At 57.5% G+C, this 15,941-nt stretch carries 13 protein-coding genes; 10 read left to right on the top strand and 3 right to left on the bottom strand.

Annotated features, from left to right (window positions below):
- The first annotated feature begins 188 nt into the window (after positions 1-188).
- Together M7Q83_RS10110 and M7Q83_RS10115 are read left to right on the top strand one after the other, a co-directional pair.
- A complete protein-coding gene (locus tag M7Q83_RS10110) occupies positions 189-899 on the top strand; it encodes an AMP-binding protein (protein WP_298338170.1) in 711 nt (236 codons plus the stop codon).
- Positions 850-1,923 carry a fatty acid--CoA ligase family protein gene (locus M7Q83_RS10115; RefSeq protein WP_298338172.1) on the top strand — a complete coding sequence of 358 codons (1,074 nt, stop codon included), beginning with the start codon at positions 850-852 and terminating at the stop codon, positions 1,921-1,923. Before M7Q83_RS10110 ends, M7Q83_RS10115 begins: the two co-directional genes overlap by 50 nt.
- A 481-nt stretch (positions 1,924-2,404) precedes the next feature.
- Here the strand turns inward: M7Q83_RS10115 and M7Q83_RS10120 are convergent, their stop codons facing one another.
- The 3 genes from M7Q83_RS10120 to M7Q83_RS10130 all read right to left on the bottom strand — a co-directional run bounded on the left by M7Q83_RS10120 (position 2,405) and on the right by M7Q83_RS10130 (position 7,082).
- Complete coding sequence (locus M7Q83_RS10120; protein ID WP_298338174.1) at positions 2,405-3,667, bottom strand: hypothetical protein; 1,263 nt, start codon at positions 3,665-3,667, stop codon at positions 2,405-2,407.
- Between the two features lie 271 nt (positions 3,668-3,938).
- Entirely contained in the window at positions 3,939-5,147 is a 1,209-nt protein-coding gene (locus M7Q83_RS10125; RefSeq protein ID WP_298338176.1) for an MFS transporter, read from the bottom strand.
- 483 nt (positions 5,148-5,630) lie between these two features.
- The gene (locus M7Q83_RS10130; protein ID WP_298338178.1) at positions 5,631-7,082 is read right to left on the bottom strand and encodes a family 1 glycosylhydrolase; all 1,452 of its coding nucleotides are present in this window, start codon (positions 7,080-7,082) and stop codon (positions 5,631-5,633) included.
- Between the two features lie 276 nt (positions 7,083-7,358).
- Here M7Q83_RS10130 and M7Q83_RS10135 point away from each other — a divergent pair, with 276 nt between their 5' ends.
- From M7Q83_RS10135 to M7Q83_RS10170, 8 genes are all read left to right on the top strand, one after another.
- Complete coding sequence (locus M7Q83_RS10135) at positions 7,359-8,447, top strand: LacI family DNA-binding transcriptional regulator (protein ID WP_298338180.1); 1,089 nt, start codon at positions 7,359-7,361, stop codon at positions 8,445-8,447.
- Positions 8,444-9,427: an ABC transporter permease gene (locus M7Q83_RS10140; protein ID WP_298338182.1), complete on the top strand. Its 984-nt coding sequence runs from the start codon at positions 8,444-8,446 to the stop codon at positions 9,425-9,427. The genes M7Q83_RS10135 and M7Q83_RS10140 overlap by 4 nt, the downstream gene beginning before the upstream one ends.
- A gap of 2 nt (positions 9,428-9,429) precedes the next feature.
- On the top strand, positions 9,430-11,595 hold the full coding sequence (locus M7Q83_RS10145) for a dipeptide/oligopeptide/nickel ABC transporter permease/ATP-binding protein (RefSeq protein ID WP_298338185.1): 2,166 nt from the start codon (positions 9,430-9,432) through the stop codon (positions 11,593-11,595).
- Complete coding sequence (locus tag M7Q83_RS10150; RefSeq protein ID WP_298338187.1) at positions 11,588-11,935, top strand: ATP-binding cassette domain-containing protein; 348 nt, start codon at positions 11,588-11,590, stop codon at positions 11,933-11,935. Before M7Q83_RS10145 ends, M7Q83_RS10150 begins: the two co-directional genes overlap by 8 nt.
- A 47-nt stretch (positions 11,936-11,982) precedes the next feature.
- Positions 11,983-12,501 carry a hypothetical protein gene (locus tag M7Q83_RS10155; protein WP_298338189.1) on the top strand — a complete coding sequence of 173 codons (519 nt, stop codon included), beginning with the start codon at positions 11,983-11,985 and terminating at the stop codon, positions 12,499-12,501.
- Positions 12,501-13,592: an IS3 family transposase gene (locus M7Q83_RS10160; RefSeq protein ID WP_298338193.1), complete on the top strand. Its 1,092-nt coding sequence runs from the start codon at positions 12,501-12,503 to the stop codon at positions 13,590-13,592. The genes M7Q83_RS10155 and M7Q83_RS10160 overlap by 1 nt, the downstream gene beginning before the upstream one ends.
- Before the next feature lie 40 nt (positions 13,593-13,632).
- Entirely contained in the window at positions 13,633-14,349 is a 717-nt protein-coding gene (locus M7Q83_RS10165) for an ABC transporter ATP-binding protein (RefSeq protein WP_298338194.1), read from the top strand.
- 161 nt (positions 14,350-14,510) lie between these two features.
- Positions 14,511-15,881, top strand: coding sequence for an ABC transporter substrate-binding protein (locus tag M7Q83_RS10170; protein WP_298338191.1), 1,371 nt, complete (start codon positions 14,511-14,513; stop codon positions 15,879-15,881).
- The last annotated feature ends 60 nt before the right edge of the window (positions 15,882-15,941 follow it).

A 15,941-nucleotide genomic window follows, 5' to 3' on the forward strand; every position in this document is an offset into this window, starting at 1 on the left:
TACGGCTTCGCGGCCCATTCGATCAGGCTACTTGCATCCACCCGACCTGGGTTGGCGATGAAGTGACTGTCGCCAAAACAAGTTGCATTTACCAAGTAGTTGTGCCAGTATGAGTGGTGGGTGCTTTCCAGACATCCCTCGGTGGGGGAGTCAACAAAGGTAGCGCAGTCCTTGAGGAGGTGGACAACATGGGGAACACTTCGGAACGGCGAGCTTGGCTTGGACAAGAGTATGCACCATGGCCACGAAGGACGTTGAGCGACCATTTCAGCCAGCTGGCCTTGCAATTTGGTGAGCATCCGTTGCTCATCACCCCAGAGCGCACTGTCACCTATGCAGAGCTCATCGAGGAGGCGCGCTCGATTGCGCGCTCGATGCTAGGGATGGGGGTGCGCCGCAGGGATCATATAGCATTGTTGCTTGGCAACGAACCTGAATTCCTGTTCTTAACCGTGGCGGCGTCCATGATCGGCGCAGTTGCCGTCCCGCTTAACACCATGCTCCGTGAGGACGAATTGGACTATCTCCTTGCTCAGTCTGATGCGAAGTGGGTGTTTGTCCATCAAAGCATCGCTGGTGTCGACCACGAGAAGGCGATTGCTGCCATCCTGCGCGCCCACGACGGTGTTGGGGACCCTCTCGCCATTGAACAGGTAGTCGTTCTGGCGACCACCGATTCACCCGTACAGGAGGAGTTCCAAGATTGGGAGTACTTTCGGGCACAGGGGAAGACGATCCCTGAGGCTGCCCTCGGCGCTCGTCATGCGATCAGCCGTTATCCCGACGAGGTTATTAATATCATCTATACTTCGGGTACCACGGGACAACCTAAGGGTGTCATGCTCACCAGTGATATGTTGTTGCGCTGCGGCTACTCATCGGCTCTCTCGTGCGTTTGAACAGGGTCGACGTGCCTTTACTCCGTTACCCCTTTACCATGTCTTTGCCTTCGTTGAAGGTCTCATAGCAGTGTCATTTGTTGGCGGGACCATCGTGACGATGGCGAATTTTCGACCGGCGCAGGCCCTCAAGATGGTGCAGGATCTTCGAGTGCACGACATCCTTTGTGTCCCGACGACCCTACTTGCTCTGGTGACGGAGGCCGAACGTCAAGACTATGAGTTCCAGGACCTCTACGCGCTTATGTGTGCAGCAGCGCCCGCTCCGGTGCCACTCTGGGAGCGCGCGATCGCCGCCTTTGGTCTGACTGAGGTGGTGACAGGTTACGGGGGAACCGAGGCCTCCGCGGCGACGGTGCATACTGAGATTGGAGACAGTCTTGAGATCATCACCACCAAGGTTGGCCACATCAAACCTGGTGGACCGAGTGGACTCGAGGAGTTTGGTGGGGCGAATAGTCAATATAAGGTGGTCGATCCGGAAACTGGCGAGGACCTCGACGATGGCGAACTTGGAGAGTTGGTCGTGCGAGGTAATTTTGTTACTCGCGGTTACTATCACAAGCCAGAAGAAACTGCTCGCCATATTGACAAGGATGGATGGTTTCGTACTGGTGACTTAGGGCGAATCGATGGACGCGGTTACCTGGAGTTTCATGGACGCGCGAACGAGCTCTATAAGGTCTCGGGTGAGAATGTCGCACCAAAAGAGATTGAAGAGGTGCTCTCTCGCCACCCAGCAGTGAACCAGGCTTACGTGGTAGGCGTGCCTTCTCCGATCACAACGGAGACGGGCGCAGCACTCATCGAGCTTCGGCGGGGCAAGACGGTGAGTCGGCGTGAGTTGGTCGAGTGGTGTTCTGCGCATCTAGCAAAGTTCAAGGTGCCTCGGTACTATTTCTTTGTCCAGTCGTCGGAGTGGCCGATGACTGGGACCGGAAAGGTGCAAAAGCATCTGCTCGCCCAGTTGGTACGCGAGCGTATATTGCAGGATGACCTTGATGATGAGGTGTGGGAGCGGTAAGACGCGCTTTGTATCGGCAGCGATTGATGACCGCTTGGCTTTGATCGTACTGGAAGGTCCGGTGGCCGTGGCGAACCGGTGTTGCCAAGTGGGTATAAAACGGCCCAGCGGCTAATCATGTCGGGACGATCCTGGCCATATGAAAAGCCGAGTTGGTCGGCGACTTGTGGCTGGCAATTCGCGGGATTACAAGGTACTCGTTGGCCCGTTGCAGTTCCCAAGGAAGCCGCATTCCCCAGCGAGACGGACTTTGGCACCTCTATAGGAGGTCGCTGCAGATCCATGCCAGGATCGTGGCGAGCGTGGCAGGTCGATGGGGTGACATGGGTCGATATCGGGTGCCTTGATTTGATTCATTGGGCAGAAGATGCAGGGTCATTTGGCAAATAAGGGGCCTCTCGACCGGGTCTCCAGAGTAAATCTTGAGACCCGACCGAGAGGTAGGTGTTGGAACGTTTCGGTGACCGTGCTGACCGGTCTGCTACGGCGCCATCGGTCCTACCCCAGGCATTGGGGGCATTCCAGGCATCGGTCCTACCCCAGGCATCGGGGGCATTCCAGGCATCGGTCCTACCCCAGGCATCGGGGGAGTCGGTTCCGGGTTAGCAAGTGAGTCGAGAGTGCTGGTGTTGGAGTCATCGAAGTAGAGACCGAGATGGTGCATGGGCTGGCTATAGGTAGCAATTCCAAAGAGCGCACCTCCACTACCTGCATCCAGGCTCCTGGTAGCAATCTGTTGCCCCATCGGAGTCACCTCGACAAGGTTGTTATTTCCGGCACCATTCACGACAAGCAAGTTTTGATTCATTGGATCGATAGCGATCCCCTGTGGAGAGTTGAGGGCCCCACCTTGGGCAATCATCACTGGAGTCACCGGCCCCGTAGCGGTCAACGCATTGGGCAGCGCGTAGATCGCGTTGTTGTAGTCGTCGGTCACATAGAGCGTACCGTTGGTAGCGTCATAGACCATACCCTGGGGACCGGCCACGGTACTTGGACTCAGCGAGGTATCTGCCATATCAGAGGTCGGTAGGTTCGTCGCCAAAGGAGCGTACGTCGCACTGATCGGCTGACCGTTCGCGGTGGCCCCTGGGTGGGGATTGAGTCGCCAGACCTGCCCCGTCGTTCCTTGTGCATTAGGAGTCGCTGCCCCTGCGTTGGACCAGAAGAAGGCCCCCGGAGCAAAGGCTGCTCCCCAAGCACCCTCGAAGAGGTTCTTCTGACCTTTATAGGAGCTCGTGGTGTTGGTGTAGTTGTCGAGCAGTGTACCCTCATTCGAGATCACTGCGTAGCCTGAACCTGACCCATTGGCAGCTGTTCCGTAGTAGGTGACCCAGACGATATCAGCCGATGGGTTGATAGCGATCCCGACAGGTCCCGTGATGTCGGCGTTCTGGTAGAACACCTTCGATGCACCAGTAGATGGATTGACCTCGACCAACGAGGTTCCCCCACCCATAGCCGATGAACTGTTAAAGTCGGTGACCAGCACATCACCAGCGGTAAGGTTGCCTAGCGTCTTTGGAATGACGGCGATCCCGTAAGGATTGGTGTCGCCGTTGGTTGCATTATTTGTTGAAGCGATCGGCGTGATCACCTTCTGCGGGAAGAGGGGGGCGGTAGGAGGATTTGGTGCCATCGGCTGGGCGTAGGCGACACTTGGCAGTGCGAGTAACCCTAGGGTACCCACGGCACTACCTATTGCGGCAAGCCGCAGTATCGATCTTGATGCTTTGGTTTTCATAACTGATCTCCTTTCGAGGGAACAACTACGAACAAGTACGCATCGCAGGACGCTTTCGTTCAATCGCAACGCAAAATTTCTTTGCAGGAGCGCGGGTCTTACGGTTTTGGCAGTGTTGTGGAGTTATTAACTGGCGTGTTGTGCAGGGGATTGCATAGGTCGGGTACCGTTCACCCGATACGAGGAGCAAAGGGCGCGTAGACGGGGTTGAGCCCGCCTGGCGGATCAAGATGGCAATGAGCTCCATCGGGGGATGTGGGCTCTGGGACGTTCAGTGGGTGACGCTGTGGTGATCCCGGGCCATGAGCGCCTTCGGGAAGGCAAATGCCACGGCGACCGTGATGAGGCTTGCCGCAGACATCGCATAGAAGGCATCATGTATCGCAGAGGTTCCTATCACCAGGCCGACGATGAGTACGAGTACCGCCCCGATCGCATTGGAGAGTCCCAACGCTATTCCTGAGCCGAGTGAAGGATTTTCTGGCAGAATCTCTTGCCCGATCAAAATAGTCGTGGACAGGGTCATGAACAGAGCACAACCGAGTATGGCCGCTATGAACCACGTAGCCAGTCCGTGGACGTAGACCATGGGAACAATGAGTACGGCGACAGCGAGGGCCGAGCTGACGAGGACGAAACGCTTGCCAAAGCGGTCGGTCAGGTGGCCGCCACCAAGATTGCCAACGATTCCAACGGCAAGGATGGTGGTGATCACCGAGGCACCGTCGACCAGGCTTTCACCTCGCAGGTGCCAGAGCACGGGGATGAAGGTGACGAGCCCAAAGATCGCGAAAGCGCGGAGACCGGTGTAGGCGATGAGGGCTGACAAGGGAGCAAGGTGTCGTGTCCAGGACGTATGCTGGGTTGGTTTGACCGTCGACTTTGCTTTGGGTGTCAACGATGGAGCCCAACGAAAGAGTAGGCCAACCGTCACGAGGCCGGGTATTCCAACGATCCAGAGGTAGCCGAGCCCGAGATGCGCGACGACAAGACTAGTGAGTGTCGGCCACAGACCTCTCCCTAGCTCACCTCCCACCAAGAAGAAGGAGGTTCGTAGCCCCCGCCTACCATTGGTGATACTCCGAATACCAGCGAGAGCCTGTGGATGAAAAAGTGAGGTACCGAGACCGATCAGAAGCAGGAGCGTGATGAGCACCGGCATGCTATGGGTCTCGCCGAGAAGTGCTCCTCCTAATGAGGTCATGGCGAAGCCGGTGATCAGTATGGTCCGTCCGCCAACCCGGTCAGAGAACCAGCCAATCAAGGGTTGGAGCGCTTGACCGATCGCGAGGGCTGCAACCAAGGATCCTGCAAGACTCAAGGGTTCGTGTGCGTCGATCAAGATGGCGGGAAGTACTCCTGGGAGGTAGTTGGCGGCGCCGTCATTGACCATGTGTGCCCAGGTCATCCCCACAAGACGAGCATCATTATGAGAGAGCGTCCTTCGAGGGCCCACGTTATTCTCGACTGGAGTTTTCATGCAGGTATGTCCGTTCTAAGGAGGTGAGTCCAAAACTGCATTGCTTCGTCCAATCTAGCTGGGCTCAATCGGAGTTGGGTTGTGGGGTGGGACGGATGTGTGTCCCGGTTGGCGAGGCCGCGGTGGCCAATCAGGAATGGATACCGGCCTCAGGTGGCGGGGTTGGTGCTGGAGGGGCGAGGTGGTAGGACAGCGATGTGTCGATTGTCCTGGTCGGTGCAGCCTGGACATGCGCGTGGGGCTGGGGTGCCGCGACGACGATCTGGCCTGTCGTCGTTGTGCGCGACCAGAGGCTCTGGTGGGTCGGCTTGGGGGGGCGGCGAGGCTGAGGGGCAGCACCCTGTGTCGTGGTGGAGGGGATGGCAGCCCGTTGTGTCCGAGCTCGTGTGTGGCACCAAAAGCGATTGAACCCACTAGACCGAACCCAGGCCGCCGTGGGCCGAACGTGCTCATGAACGAAGCGCCAATATGGTGATGGGTAACTTAGGCGGGGAGTGTCATTGTGGCAGAGGTCACTCCACGGTCACGAGGTAGTGGGGCCTGCGCAGCGATGAAGTCTCGGTACCAGTAATAGCTGGCCTTGGGGGTGCGCTCTCCGGTCGGGTAGTCAACCCAGATGAGGCCAAAGCGTTGCGAATACCCGAGAGCCCACTCAAAGTTATCGAGAAGACTCCATACGTAGTATCCTCGCACGTCGACGCCTGACGCGATGGCTTCGGCGACGGCGTGGAGGTGTCCCTCGAGGTAAGCGATTCTCGCTGGATCGAGGACACTGCCGTTGTGTCGGACATAGTCAGCATTGGACATGCCGTTCTCGGTGATGTAGATGGGGATTGATCGATACTGGTCCCGCACGTTGTGCAATAGCTCGGTCAAGGTTGCAGGCTCGACCTCCCAGCCCATCTGTGTACTCGTAAATCCTGGTCGTTTCAGGTGGATGGCGCGAGCGGTGGTGTCGAGCAGGTTGGGTGCGCGCCCCGTATCGACGCAGTAGCCGAGTGCCTGTAGTTCAGTGAGCCGCTCGCGAGATCCGACGATGGCCGGGGCGTAGTAGTTGACCCCCAGGAAGTCGATGGTGGTGGAGATGACACCGAGATCACCCTCTTCCATCTCCGCGGTGGCTTCTCCGTAGAGTTCCATCATGTCCGCGGGATACGCACCTCGGAAGAGAGGATCGAGAAACATACGGTTGGCATTGCCTTCAGTGAAAATGGCCGCCTGTCGGTCGAGTGGGTCTTCACTTGCGGGGGTTACATGAGCTAAGTTCAAGGTGATACCAACCTCGGCGGTACTGCTCGCCCGGATAGCTTGGACGGCAAGTCCGTGCGCGAGGAGGAGATGGTGGTTGGCGGCCAGTGCCGCCGGCAGATCAGTGAGGCCGGGTGCATGCTGGCCGACCGCATAACCGAGCCAGGCCGAGCACCAGGGTTCGTTGAGGGTGATCCACTGGCCAACCCTGGGGCCAAGGGCGTCGACAAGCTTGTCGACGTAGTCGGCAAAGCGATAGGATGTCTCCCTGCTCGTCCAACCCCCCTGGTCTCCGAGAGACTGAGGCAGATCCCAGTGATAGAGCGTTGGGAAAGGGGTAATCTGTTGCGATTCAAGGCGATCGAGGAGTGCGGAGTAGAAGCGCAGACCATCCGGGTTGAGTTCGCCTTTCCCCTCAGGCTGCATCCGGGGCCAAGCGATCGAGAAACGATAGGAGTCGATCCCGAGTTCACGCATGAGTCCGACGTCCTCGCCGAAGCGGTGATAATGGTCACACGCGATATCGCCGGTATCTCCGTTGAGTACCTTCCCGGGGGTGCGTGCGAAGGTGTCCCAGATGGACAAACCTCGCCCCCCCTCATCGACGGCTCCTTCAATCTGGTAGGATGCCGTCGCTGCCCCCCAGACGAAGTTGCGCGGAAATACGGTCGTTGCGTTGGTAGCCAATTTGTTCCTCCCCGATCCGTGTCGCCCGTAGGGCTAGCCTCATCGATCTAACCCTACAACTAACTGAAAGCGCTTACAGCAATTTAGCCTCTATTTTTCCTAGATTGTAACATTTGACAAGACATAGTGCTATATTTCGTGAAAGGGCTTACAGGATGTTTGCAAACGGCACCCTATACAGCGAGTCTGGCGAGGGTTCGGTTTGGGATATTCGGTAGCCGAGGTGCTGGGTTACTATCTGAGCTAGGGGGGGTGAATCAGGTGGAACGAGAGGTTGTGAGCCGGGCAACCATTTACGAGGTTGCCGAGCGTGCCGGGGTATCGATTGCCACCGTTTCGCGGGTCATCAACGGCTATGATCGCATCCGCCCGAGCACTCGTGAACAGGTGTTGCAGGCGATTGATCAACTGAGCTTTGTCCCGAACAACTCCGCGCGAGGGCTGTCGGGTGGTTTGTACAACGTCGTCCGATTGGTGTTCATGCGATCGAGGTCGGAGGAGAGCTTCGAGCTTGTACAGGAAAGCCTGCTTTTTACCGACGCGATCATTCGCGGCGTGGAGCGCACTTGCGGTGATCGTGGTTTCTCTCTCCTGTTGAGCGGTGTCGATGACGATCGCATCGACCAACGACTGGACTCTCTCATGGCGAACTGTGACGGACTGATTCTCCTCGACCGTACGCTCAAGGAGCGGATGATTCCGAGTGTCGCCAGGCGGATTCCCACGGTGTTATTGGCGGGAAGTGGACGAGCGAAGGCGGCTGCCACTGTCATGGTCGACAATAGCGATGCGATGGTCCAGCTCGCCACCCATCTCGTCGTGGATCACGGCTACCAGCGGCTCGCCTTCCTTTCGGGCTTCGCGAACTCCCCAGACTCCTCGACGCGGCAGGAGGCGTTCCTTGGCACGGCTCTAGCACTCGGGGCATCGGTGGAGGTTGGTTCCGATTGGGCCTCTGACTACACCTCAACGGATGCGGTGCGAGTGATTCAAGAACGACTGCAACGTGAGGAGCCGATGCCCCAGGCGATCGCCTGTGCGAACGACCAGGCGGCTATCGGCGCGATCAACGCCCTCACGCAAGCGGGTATTCGCGTTCCTGACGAGGTGGCCGTGACCGGTTTTGATGACATCTCGGTTGCGAGGCACCTGACCCCTGCGCTGACTACCGTGCATCAGCCGATCGAGGAGCTCGGTTCCATGGCCGCTGCGATTCTGATCGACCAGCTCACCGACCAACGCCGGCCGACGATGAAAAACGTTGTCCTCCCAACCCGGCTTGTGCTGCGGCAGAGCTGTGGCTGCCGCGGCGACCTCCCGCCGCAACTTGGAGCGTCTGAGGGGGGCGAGGAGATGGCGCCATGAGATTTTTGCTCCGTCGGTTGGGGTTTTACCTCATTGCGCTGTTCGTCGCCATCACCGTGAACTTCTTTATCCCGCGGCTGATGCCGGGCAATGTGGTCGAGAATTTGATGTCGAAATATCCGAATCTGAAACCCTCAGCGCAACGCGCCCTCGACGTACTGCTCGGGGTGGGGCATCAAGGGTCGTTGCTGCATCAGTACGTTCTCTATCTCGGTCAGCTAGCTCATGGAAACTTTGGTATCGACCCGTTGCAGTTTCCCACCCCGGTTATTGACATTATCCGTGCAGCACTCCCCTGGACCATCGTCTTGGTTGGGACGGCCACGGTGATCAGCTGGCTCTTGGGAACCGGGCTTGGGATCCTGGCCGCCTGGCGACGTGGTGGGCGCCTCGATCAACTCCTTCCTGCCTTGAGTTTTCTACAAGCAACCCCGTACTTCTTTTTGGCGCTGGTGCTTGTCTGGTTGTTGGCGCTGCACTTTCATCTCTTCCCTGCCCAACAAGGCTTTAGCAATGGGTTAACGATCGGGTTCAACTGGGCCTTCATCTCCAGTGCGGTGGTGCATTCGATCTTGCCTGCCTTGACGATCGTCCTCACCTCGGCTGCTGGCTGGATGTTGCAGATGCGCAATGTGATGGTCGCCACCATGGGCGAGGATTATGTGCTTGCAGCCCAAGCAAAAGGTCTCAGCAAGCGACGAGTGATCTTTACCTACGGGGCGCGTAACGCCATCTTGCCTTCCATCTCGGGTTTTGCCCTTGCCCTCGGGTTTGTCGTCTCCGGTACCTTGCTCATGGAGATTGTCTTTAACTATCCCGGTATCGGAACCCAGCTCTATAACGCGGTTACCTCAGATGACTACCCGCTCACGCAGGCGATCTTTCTGATCATCTCGGTCGCAGTGCTCCTTGCCAATATTGGTGCAGATGTGATCTATGTGATCCTCGATCCGCGAGTTCGTCGAAGGGGGGTAGAGTAGCGGTGCTGAGTCCCGTCATAGATCCTGAGGCGCCGACCACGCTAGCTGCGAGGGGGCGCCGGCAACTACCGATGTTCCTGCGCAACAAGAAGGCGTTCGCAGGGGCCGTCATTATCGGCTTCTTTGTTCTTGTCTCTCTGCTGGGTCCTTGGTTAGCCCCGTACTCCCCATCGGCCGAGAGCACTGCTCCTGGATCGTCGGTTGCCGCGCCGAGCTTGGCGCACCTCCTTGGGACCGATCAGTTGGGGCGCGATGTGCTCTCCCAGGTGTTGGTGGGCACGCGAACCACGATGCTCATCGGCATCATCACCGGAATTGTGGCGACCGTCCTTGCGGTGTTGATCGGCGTGGGCGCGGGCTATCTTGGCGACAAGTGGGATGAGTTACTCTCGTTGCTCTCCAATGTCTTTCTGGTCTTCCCAGCGCTTCCCTTTCTGATTGTGGTATTGGGAGCATTCCCGAGCACAGGAGATGTGCCAATCGTGATCATGCTCTCGGTGCTCGGCTGGCCGTGGGGGGCGAGGGTCATCCGCGCGCAGACCCTCTCCATTAGGAATAAGGACTTCGTGGCCGCGGCACAGGAGACAGGCGAGAGTAGCTGGCACATCATCCTTCACGACATCGTCCCGAACCAGATCAGCCTCATCGCCGCGACCTTCGTCGGTGCAGTCCTCTATGCGATTGGAACCTCGGTTGGTCTGAACTTTCTCGGCATTGGCGGAACCTCAACCTGGAGTCTCGGTACCATCCTCTACTGGGCTGAAAACGGTAATGCGCTCGAGCTCGGTGCTTGGTGGTGGTTCGCGGTTCCAGGAGTGTTGATTGCGCTCATCGGAATGGGGTTGGTGCTGATCAACTTTGGCCTTGATGAACTGGGCAATCCGCGGCTGAGGGATGGTTCGCGAGTCGGTCGAGTGCGTGGGAAGTTGTGGACCCCGTCGGATCCAACCCTGGTCGAGATAGAAGGTGATGGCGTGCGCCATCATCGCCTATCCTTGCGTAGCCGTGGGTCAGGCCTGGGTGGTGGCCATCATTCGATGCAGGTCTCGTCTTCGCATATCACCGTGGCGACTCCCAGCAGCGCAAACGGCTCCTCTGCCAGTCACCCAGCACCACTGCTTGAGATTCGCGATCTGAGTATCGTCTATCGCTCGGGTGGTCGCGAACTGCGTGCGGTGAACAACATCAACCTCACTGTCGAGCACGGCGAGATCGTCGGTCTGGCTGGAGAGTCGGGGTCGGGGAAATCGACGTTGGCCTATGGAGCTTGTCGCCTACTGCGACCTCCAGCGGTGATTACCTCCGGGTCGGTTATCTACTCGGGGGAGCGCTATCACGGTGGCGAGCGCGATCTGTTGCGTATGGATGCTCACCAACTCGAACAGCTACGGTGGCGCGAAATCTCGATCGTCTTTCAGAGTGCCATGAACGCGCTCAACCCAGTACTGCGGATTGAGGAACAGCTTCTTGATCCTATTCAGCGACATCTCGCTCTGTCGAACGATGAGGCTCGTGATCGAGTGTACGAGGTCATGGAGCTGGTCGATATCCCACGAAATCGACTAAAAAGCTACCCACACGAGCTCTCAGGTGGGATGCGCCAGCGCATCATGATCGCAATGGCACTTACTGTCGATCCACAGTTGATCATCATGGATGAACCTACTACCGCGCTCGATGTGGTGGTCCAGCGTGACATTTTGGTACAGATCAAAGAGTTGAAGGAGCGGTTGAACTTCTCCGTCATTTTTATCACTCATGATCTCTCGCTGTTGGTGGAGCTCGCGGACCGCCTCGCCATTATGTACGCCGGAAGCCTTATGGAGGTCGGCGATACGGCTGATCTGGCGGAGCATACCGCCCACCCCTACACCCAAGGGCTTCTCCACTCCTTCCCCCCTCTCCATGGTCCCCGTAAGTCCTTGTTGGGGATTCCTGGTTCACCGCCGGACCTTCGTGACCCAGTGGTCGGTTGTCCATTTGCTCCACGCTGTGGTTATCGGGATGAGTCGTGTGAGCATATCGACGTTTGCCTTCTCCCAGTTAAGGATGGCTCCAGCAGGACGCATGTGAGTGCCTGCCCATTTACGGACCGCATGCGCAGCGTCGCAACGATGGACGGCTCGGCGCTGGCAGCGACGGATCGTGGAGGTCTCCAAGATGCCTGAGTCAGTCGAGGTCATGGCCTGGCCAGGGCAGGAGAAGGAACGTCCAGCACTCAGTGCACGTAGCGTGAGCAGACGTTATCGGCTTGGTCGCCGGCGTGATGGAGTGCTCGACGCAGTCAAAGACGTATCGATTGATCTGTATCGGGGTAAGGTGCTCGCTGTGGTGGGGGAGTCCGGATCCGGCAAATCGACTCTCGCCAAGCTACTCGCTGGGCGAGAGAGCCCAACCTCGGGCCTCATCGAACTGGAAGGATCGGCGATCAAGGTCCGTAACCAGCATGATTTTCGTCAATATAAGCGAGTAGTTCAGATGATCTTCCCTAGCCATCAGAGCCCTTGAAGGGAGATCCACTACAGTCATATCAAGGGCGGGGAACGAGGAGTCAGATGAAGCTATACCCGAGAGAACAGAAGGAACGAGTACTGAGAAGGCTCCTGGAACTAGGGGGTGGTGGGGATGCTCCCGACGGTGCAATCACGAAGCTTGCAAATGCTGAAGGAATCCCCCTCAACACGCTCTACACCTGGAACGCCTCACTGAAGCGAACTGGGGCTGTTGGTAAGTTCTCAGCCTCAGGAAACCCATCGGTTACGCTCTCGTCAAAGGCCAAGTACGAGATCGTACTTCGGACCGAGGCGATGACCGAGCTCGAGCTTGGCACCTACCTCCGAGAACAGGGAATCTTGGCCGAAGACCTCGAACGCTGGAAGATTGCCTGCCAGGAGGCCAATGACCGCTCAAGTATCGCCGCCAAGGAGTACCGTGCGAACTTAGCGGCTGAACGGACCAAGGTGGCTCAGCTCGAACGCGAGCTCACTCGCAAAGAGAAGGCCCTAGCAGAAACGGCAGCTCTGCTGGTGTTGCGGGGAAAAGCTCTGGCGTTCTGGGGGGACGGGGACGACTGATCCCCCTCCCAGAGCGCCAAGAGGCCGTCTCTCTCATCGTGGAGGCCAATAACGCCGGTGTAGCCCTCTCAGTCGCAGTACGCGAGGTAGGGATCTGTGAGAGCACCTATGAACGCTGGAGGAAGGCAGGTGGCGTGGATGCCACCACAGCATCACCTGAGCAGATAGTAGCTGCAATCGTCGAAGACAAGCGACTCACCAGGGAGTACCCGGTTCCACCCAATGCCCTAAGTGACACAGAGAGAGCCGAGATCGTAAAGGTCTGTGCAACTCTTGAGTACTCCTCACTCCCACCGTCCCAGATTGTCCCAGCTCTAGCAGACCAAGGTATCTACCTGGCCTCGGAGTCGACCTTCTACCGGGTTCTACGGGCCGCGGGGCTTAATAAGCGACGAGGACGTGTTGGACTCCCGCGCAAGCGCTCCAAGCCCAATCACATGGCCAAGGGACCACTTGAAGTTTGGGTCACCGACATTTCCTACCTGCCGGGTCCCATCAGGGGTCTGTTCTACTACCTGTACTTCATCATGGATCTGTACTCGCGAAAGATCGTTGGCTATGAGATCTACGAGAACGAATCATCTGAACACCTGGCCGATGTCTTGAAGAGGGCCACCCTGAACGAGGGCTCACAAGCTCCTGACATCCTACATTCTGACAATGGTTCACCCATGAAGGGAACCACGCTCGTGGCACTGTGCTACGTGCTCGGCATCGCTTCGTCCTACTCACGTCCAAGGACCTCCAACGACAACGCCCACATGGAGTCGATGTTTCGTACCGTCAAGTACTGCGCGAGCTATCCCTACGACGGCTTTGGGTCACTCGAGGCTGCGAGAAGCTGGATCGAAGGATTCGTCTCGTTCTACAACCAAGAACACCATCACTCGGGGCTGAACTTTGTCACTCCAAACCAGAAGCACAACGGCGAAGATATCGAGATTCTCGCCCAACGAGTCAGGGTTTACGAAGCAGCCAAAGCAAAGAACCCAAAGCGCTGGATCCAGGGCAACACCCGTAACTGGGACCCGGTTGTCTCGACCTCATTGGTTCCAGTGAATTCCGAGCCCAAAGCGTCGGCGGTGAGCTGATACCGACTAGGGTCTACAACGTCCCCTCCCAGCAAGTACTCTGACGGGTTCCGTCTTTCAGGATCCGTTTGCGTCGCTGAACCCAGTCCATACCATCGGTTATCATCTTGAGCGTCCGGTCAGGATCCACCAAGGGCTCTCGGGGGAGGAACTCAAGGACCAGCTTGCATTCCTGATGGACCAGGTGCGTTTGACGCCAGCGAGCCGCTACCTGTCAAAGTATCCGCATGAACTCTCCGGGGGTCAGCGTCAACGAGTATCGATTGCCAGGGCACTCGCGGCTCGGCCGTCGGTCCTCCTCGCTGATGAGCCCGTCTCTATGCTCGACGTCTCGATCCGCTTGGAGATCTTGGCACTCCTGGACGACCTGCGCACGCGACTGGGTTTGGCGGTACTTTATATCACTCATGACATCGCCTCGGCACGATATCTCGGGGATGACATTGTGGTGATGTACGCCGGCCAGGTTGTGGAGCGAGGTACCGCAGAGGAGGTCACCCAGCGTCCCTCGCATCCATATACACAGCTACTGATCAGCTCGTCGCCTGATCCGGATTCGATGATCACGACGCCTCTGGCACGGCCAGAGTCGTCGATGCATCAAGGGGCCATGAACCCAAGCACTGTGGGGTGTCCGTTTGTGGTCCGCTGCCCCTTCGCCGATGACCAGTGTCGATTGGAGTATCCCCCCTCAACTGCGGTGGGCCTAGGACACTGGGTGAGTTGCTGGCATATAGAGGAGGCCCGCCATGACTGAGGTGTTGGCCTTTGAGTTCTCCTCAAAGAGCGTAGGAGAGTTGCGAAGGGAGGCAGAGAGGGTCTGAGCGGTGGATGGGTTGCGACGCGCTCTTGGTGGGGCCAAGTGCGCGTCGCCTAGTGATAGTTGTAATCACCTTGAATGGAAAGGCTAGCAGCAAGATGAAAATCTTCAACGGTGGGCGGTTTCGCCTTGGTATGGCGATGGTAGTGGCGACAGGTATCGCCTTAAGTGCCTGTGGAAGCAGTAGCACGAGTAGTAATAGCAGCAGTTCGTCGAAGACGACCTCATCCCAGAGTGCCTCTGCACAGGTCCTGACGATGGAGTCAAGCCCAACGAACCCGATCAGCAGGAACTTTAACCCGTTCTTGGCGACTTCGGCGGCGCAACTCCTTGGGGCGACCTCGATGATCTATGAGCCGCTCTATCAATTCGATCTCGCGAAGCCGACGGTCTCGTACCCGTGGCTTGCCACTTCGTACCAGTGGAACTCGAATGGAACGGCGATTTCCTTCACTATTCGAAAAGGTGTCAAGTGGAGTAATGGGAGCGCGCTTACGCCAGCAGATGTTGCCTTTACCTATAACCTGGTCAAACAGTACCCTGACATCAATACCAATGGATTGACGATCTCAAGCGTCTCGGTCTCAGGGGATACGGTGACGATCACGTTTCCCACCCCCCAATACACCAACCTTCAGGGTATCGCCAACGTTCCTATCGTTCCCGAGGCGATCTGGAGTAAGGTAGGCGATCCGGGTAAGTATCAGGATCCAAACCCGGTAGGGAGCGGTCCTTACAAGTTGGCGACCTTCACTCCTGAGGGCATTACGCTCACCAAGAACCCCCTCTATTGGCAGCCTGTTCATGTAACGACACTGGACTTTCCGGTCTATTCGTCGAATACGACGGCGCTTGAGGCACTGGACACCAACCAGGCACAGTGGGCCGGCAACTTCATCACGGGCCTTAACAAGCTCTATATCAATCCAGATCCAGCGCATCACAAGGCATGGTTCAATCCTGAGAATACGGTGTCGTTGATTCCGAACCTTCACACGTGGCCGACGGATCAGCTGCCAGTACGTCAAGCTATCAGTGATGCGATCGACCGAAATGCGATCTCCACCGATGGCGAGTCGGGGCTTGAGCCTCCGGTGACCAATCTTTCGGGTCTTGTGTTGCCTACGTTCAAGTCCTATAGTACCTCTGCACTGGCCAAGTTCACGGTCAATGACAATGGCAGTGTTCAGGCGGCGGACGCGGTCTTAAAAAAGGCTGGCTATACGATAGGCTCCAATGGTTACTACCAACTCAACGGCAAGACGGTGACGATCCAGGTGACGGATCCATCTTCGTATAGCGACTATGCCGCCGATGACGAAATCGTGGCAGCTGATCTGCAGAAGGCCCACATCGATGCGACCTTTGTTGGACAGTCCGTGTCCGCTTGGTCAAGCGACGTTGCTTCAGGGAACTTCCAGCTCACTGAGCACTGGTCGGCCCAGGGTATCACGGATCTTCGGAAATAAGCGGTAATCTGGGACCAAAATCGACCAGGAATCGGGAAGCCGTTCAGCTGTCTGGAGGTG

The organism is Ferrimicrobium sp. (assembly GCF_027364955.1).
Classification (GTDB): domain Bacteria; phylum Actinomycetota; class Acidimicrobiia; order Acidimicrobiales; family Acidimicrobiaceae; genus Ferrimicrobium.

What these genes read in the sequence shown, in the direction of transcription:
- M7Q83_RS10110 (WP_298338170.1), top strand. Translation starts at nt 189, where the DNA reads ATGGGGAACACTTCGGAACGGCGAGCTTGGCTTGGACAAGAGTATGCA.
- M7Q83_RS10120 (WP_298338174.1), bottom strand. Translation starts at nt 3,667, where the DNA reads ATGAAAACCAAAGCATCAAGATCGATACTGCGGCTTGCCGCAATAGGT.
- M7Q83_RS10125 (WP_298338176.1), bottom strand. Translation starts at nt 5,147, where the DNA reads ATGAAAACTCCAGTCGAGAATAACGTGGGCCCTCGAAGGACGCTCTCT.
- M7Q83_RS10140 (WP_298338182.1), top strand. Translation starts at nt 8,444, where the DNA reads ATGAGATTTTTGCTCCGTCGGTTGGGGTTTTACCTCATTGCGCTGTTC.
- M7Q83_RS10150 (WP_298338187.1), top strand. Translation starts at nt 11,588, where the DNA reads ATGCCTGAGTCAGTCGAGGTCATGGCCTGGCCAGGGCAGGAGAAGGAA.
- M7Q83_RS10155 (WP_298338189.1), top strand. Translation starts at nt 11,983, where the DNA reads ATGAAGCTATACCCGAGAGAACAGAAGGAACGAGTACTGAGAAGGCTC.
- M7Q83_RS10170 (WP_298338191.1), top strand. Translation starts at nt 14,511, where the DNA reads ATGAAAATCTTCAACGGTGGGCGGTTTCGCCTTGGTATGGCGATGGTA.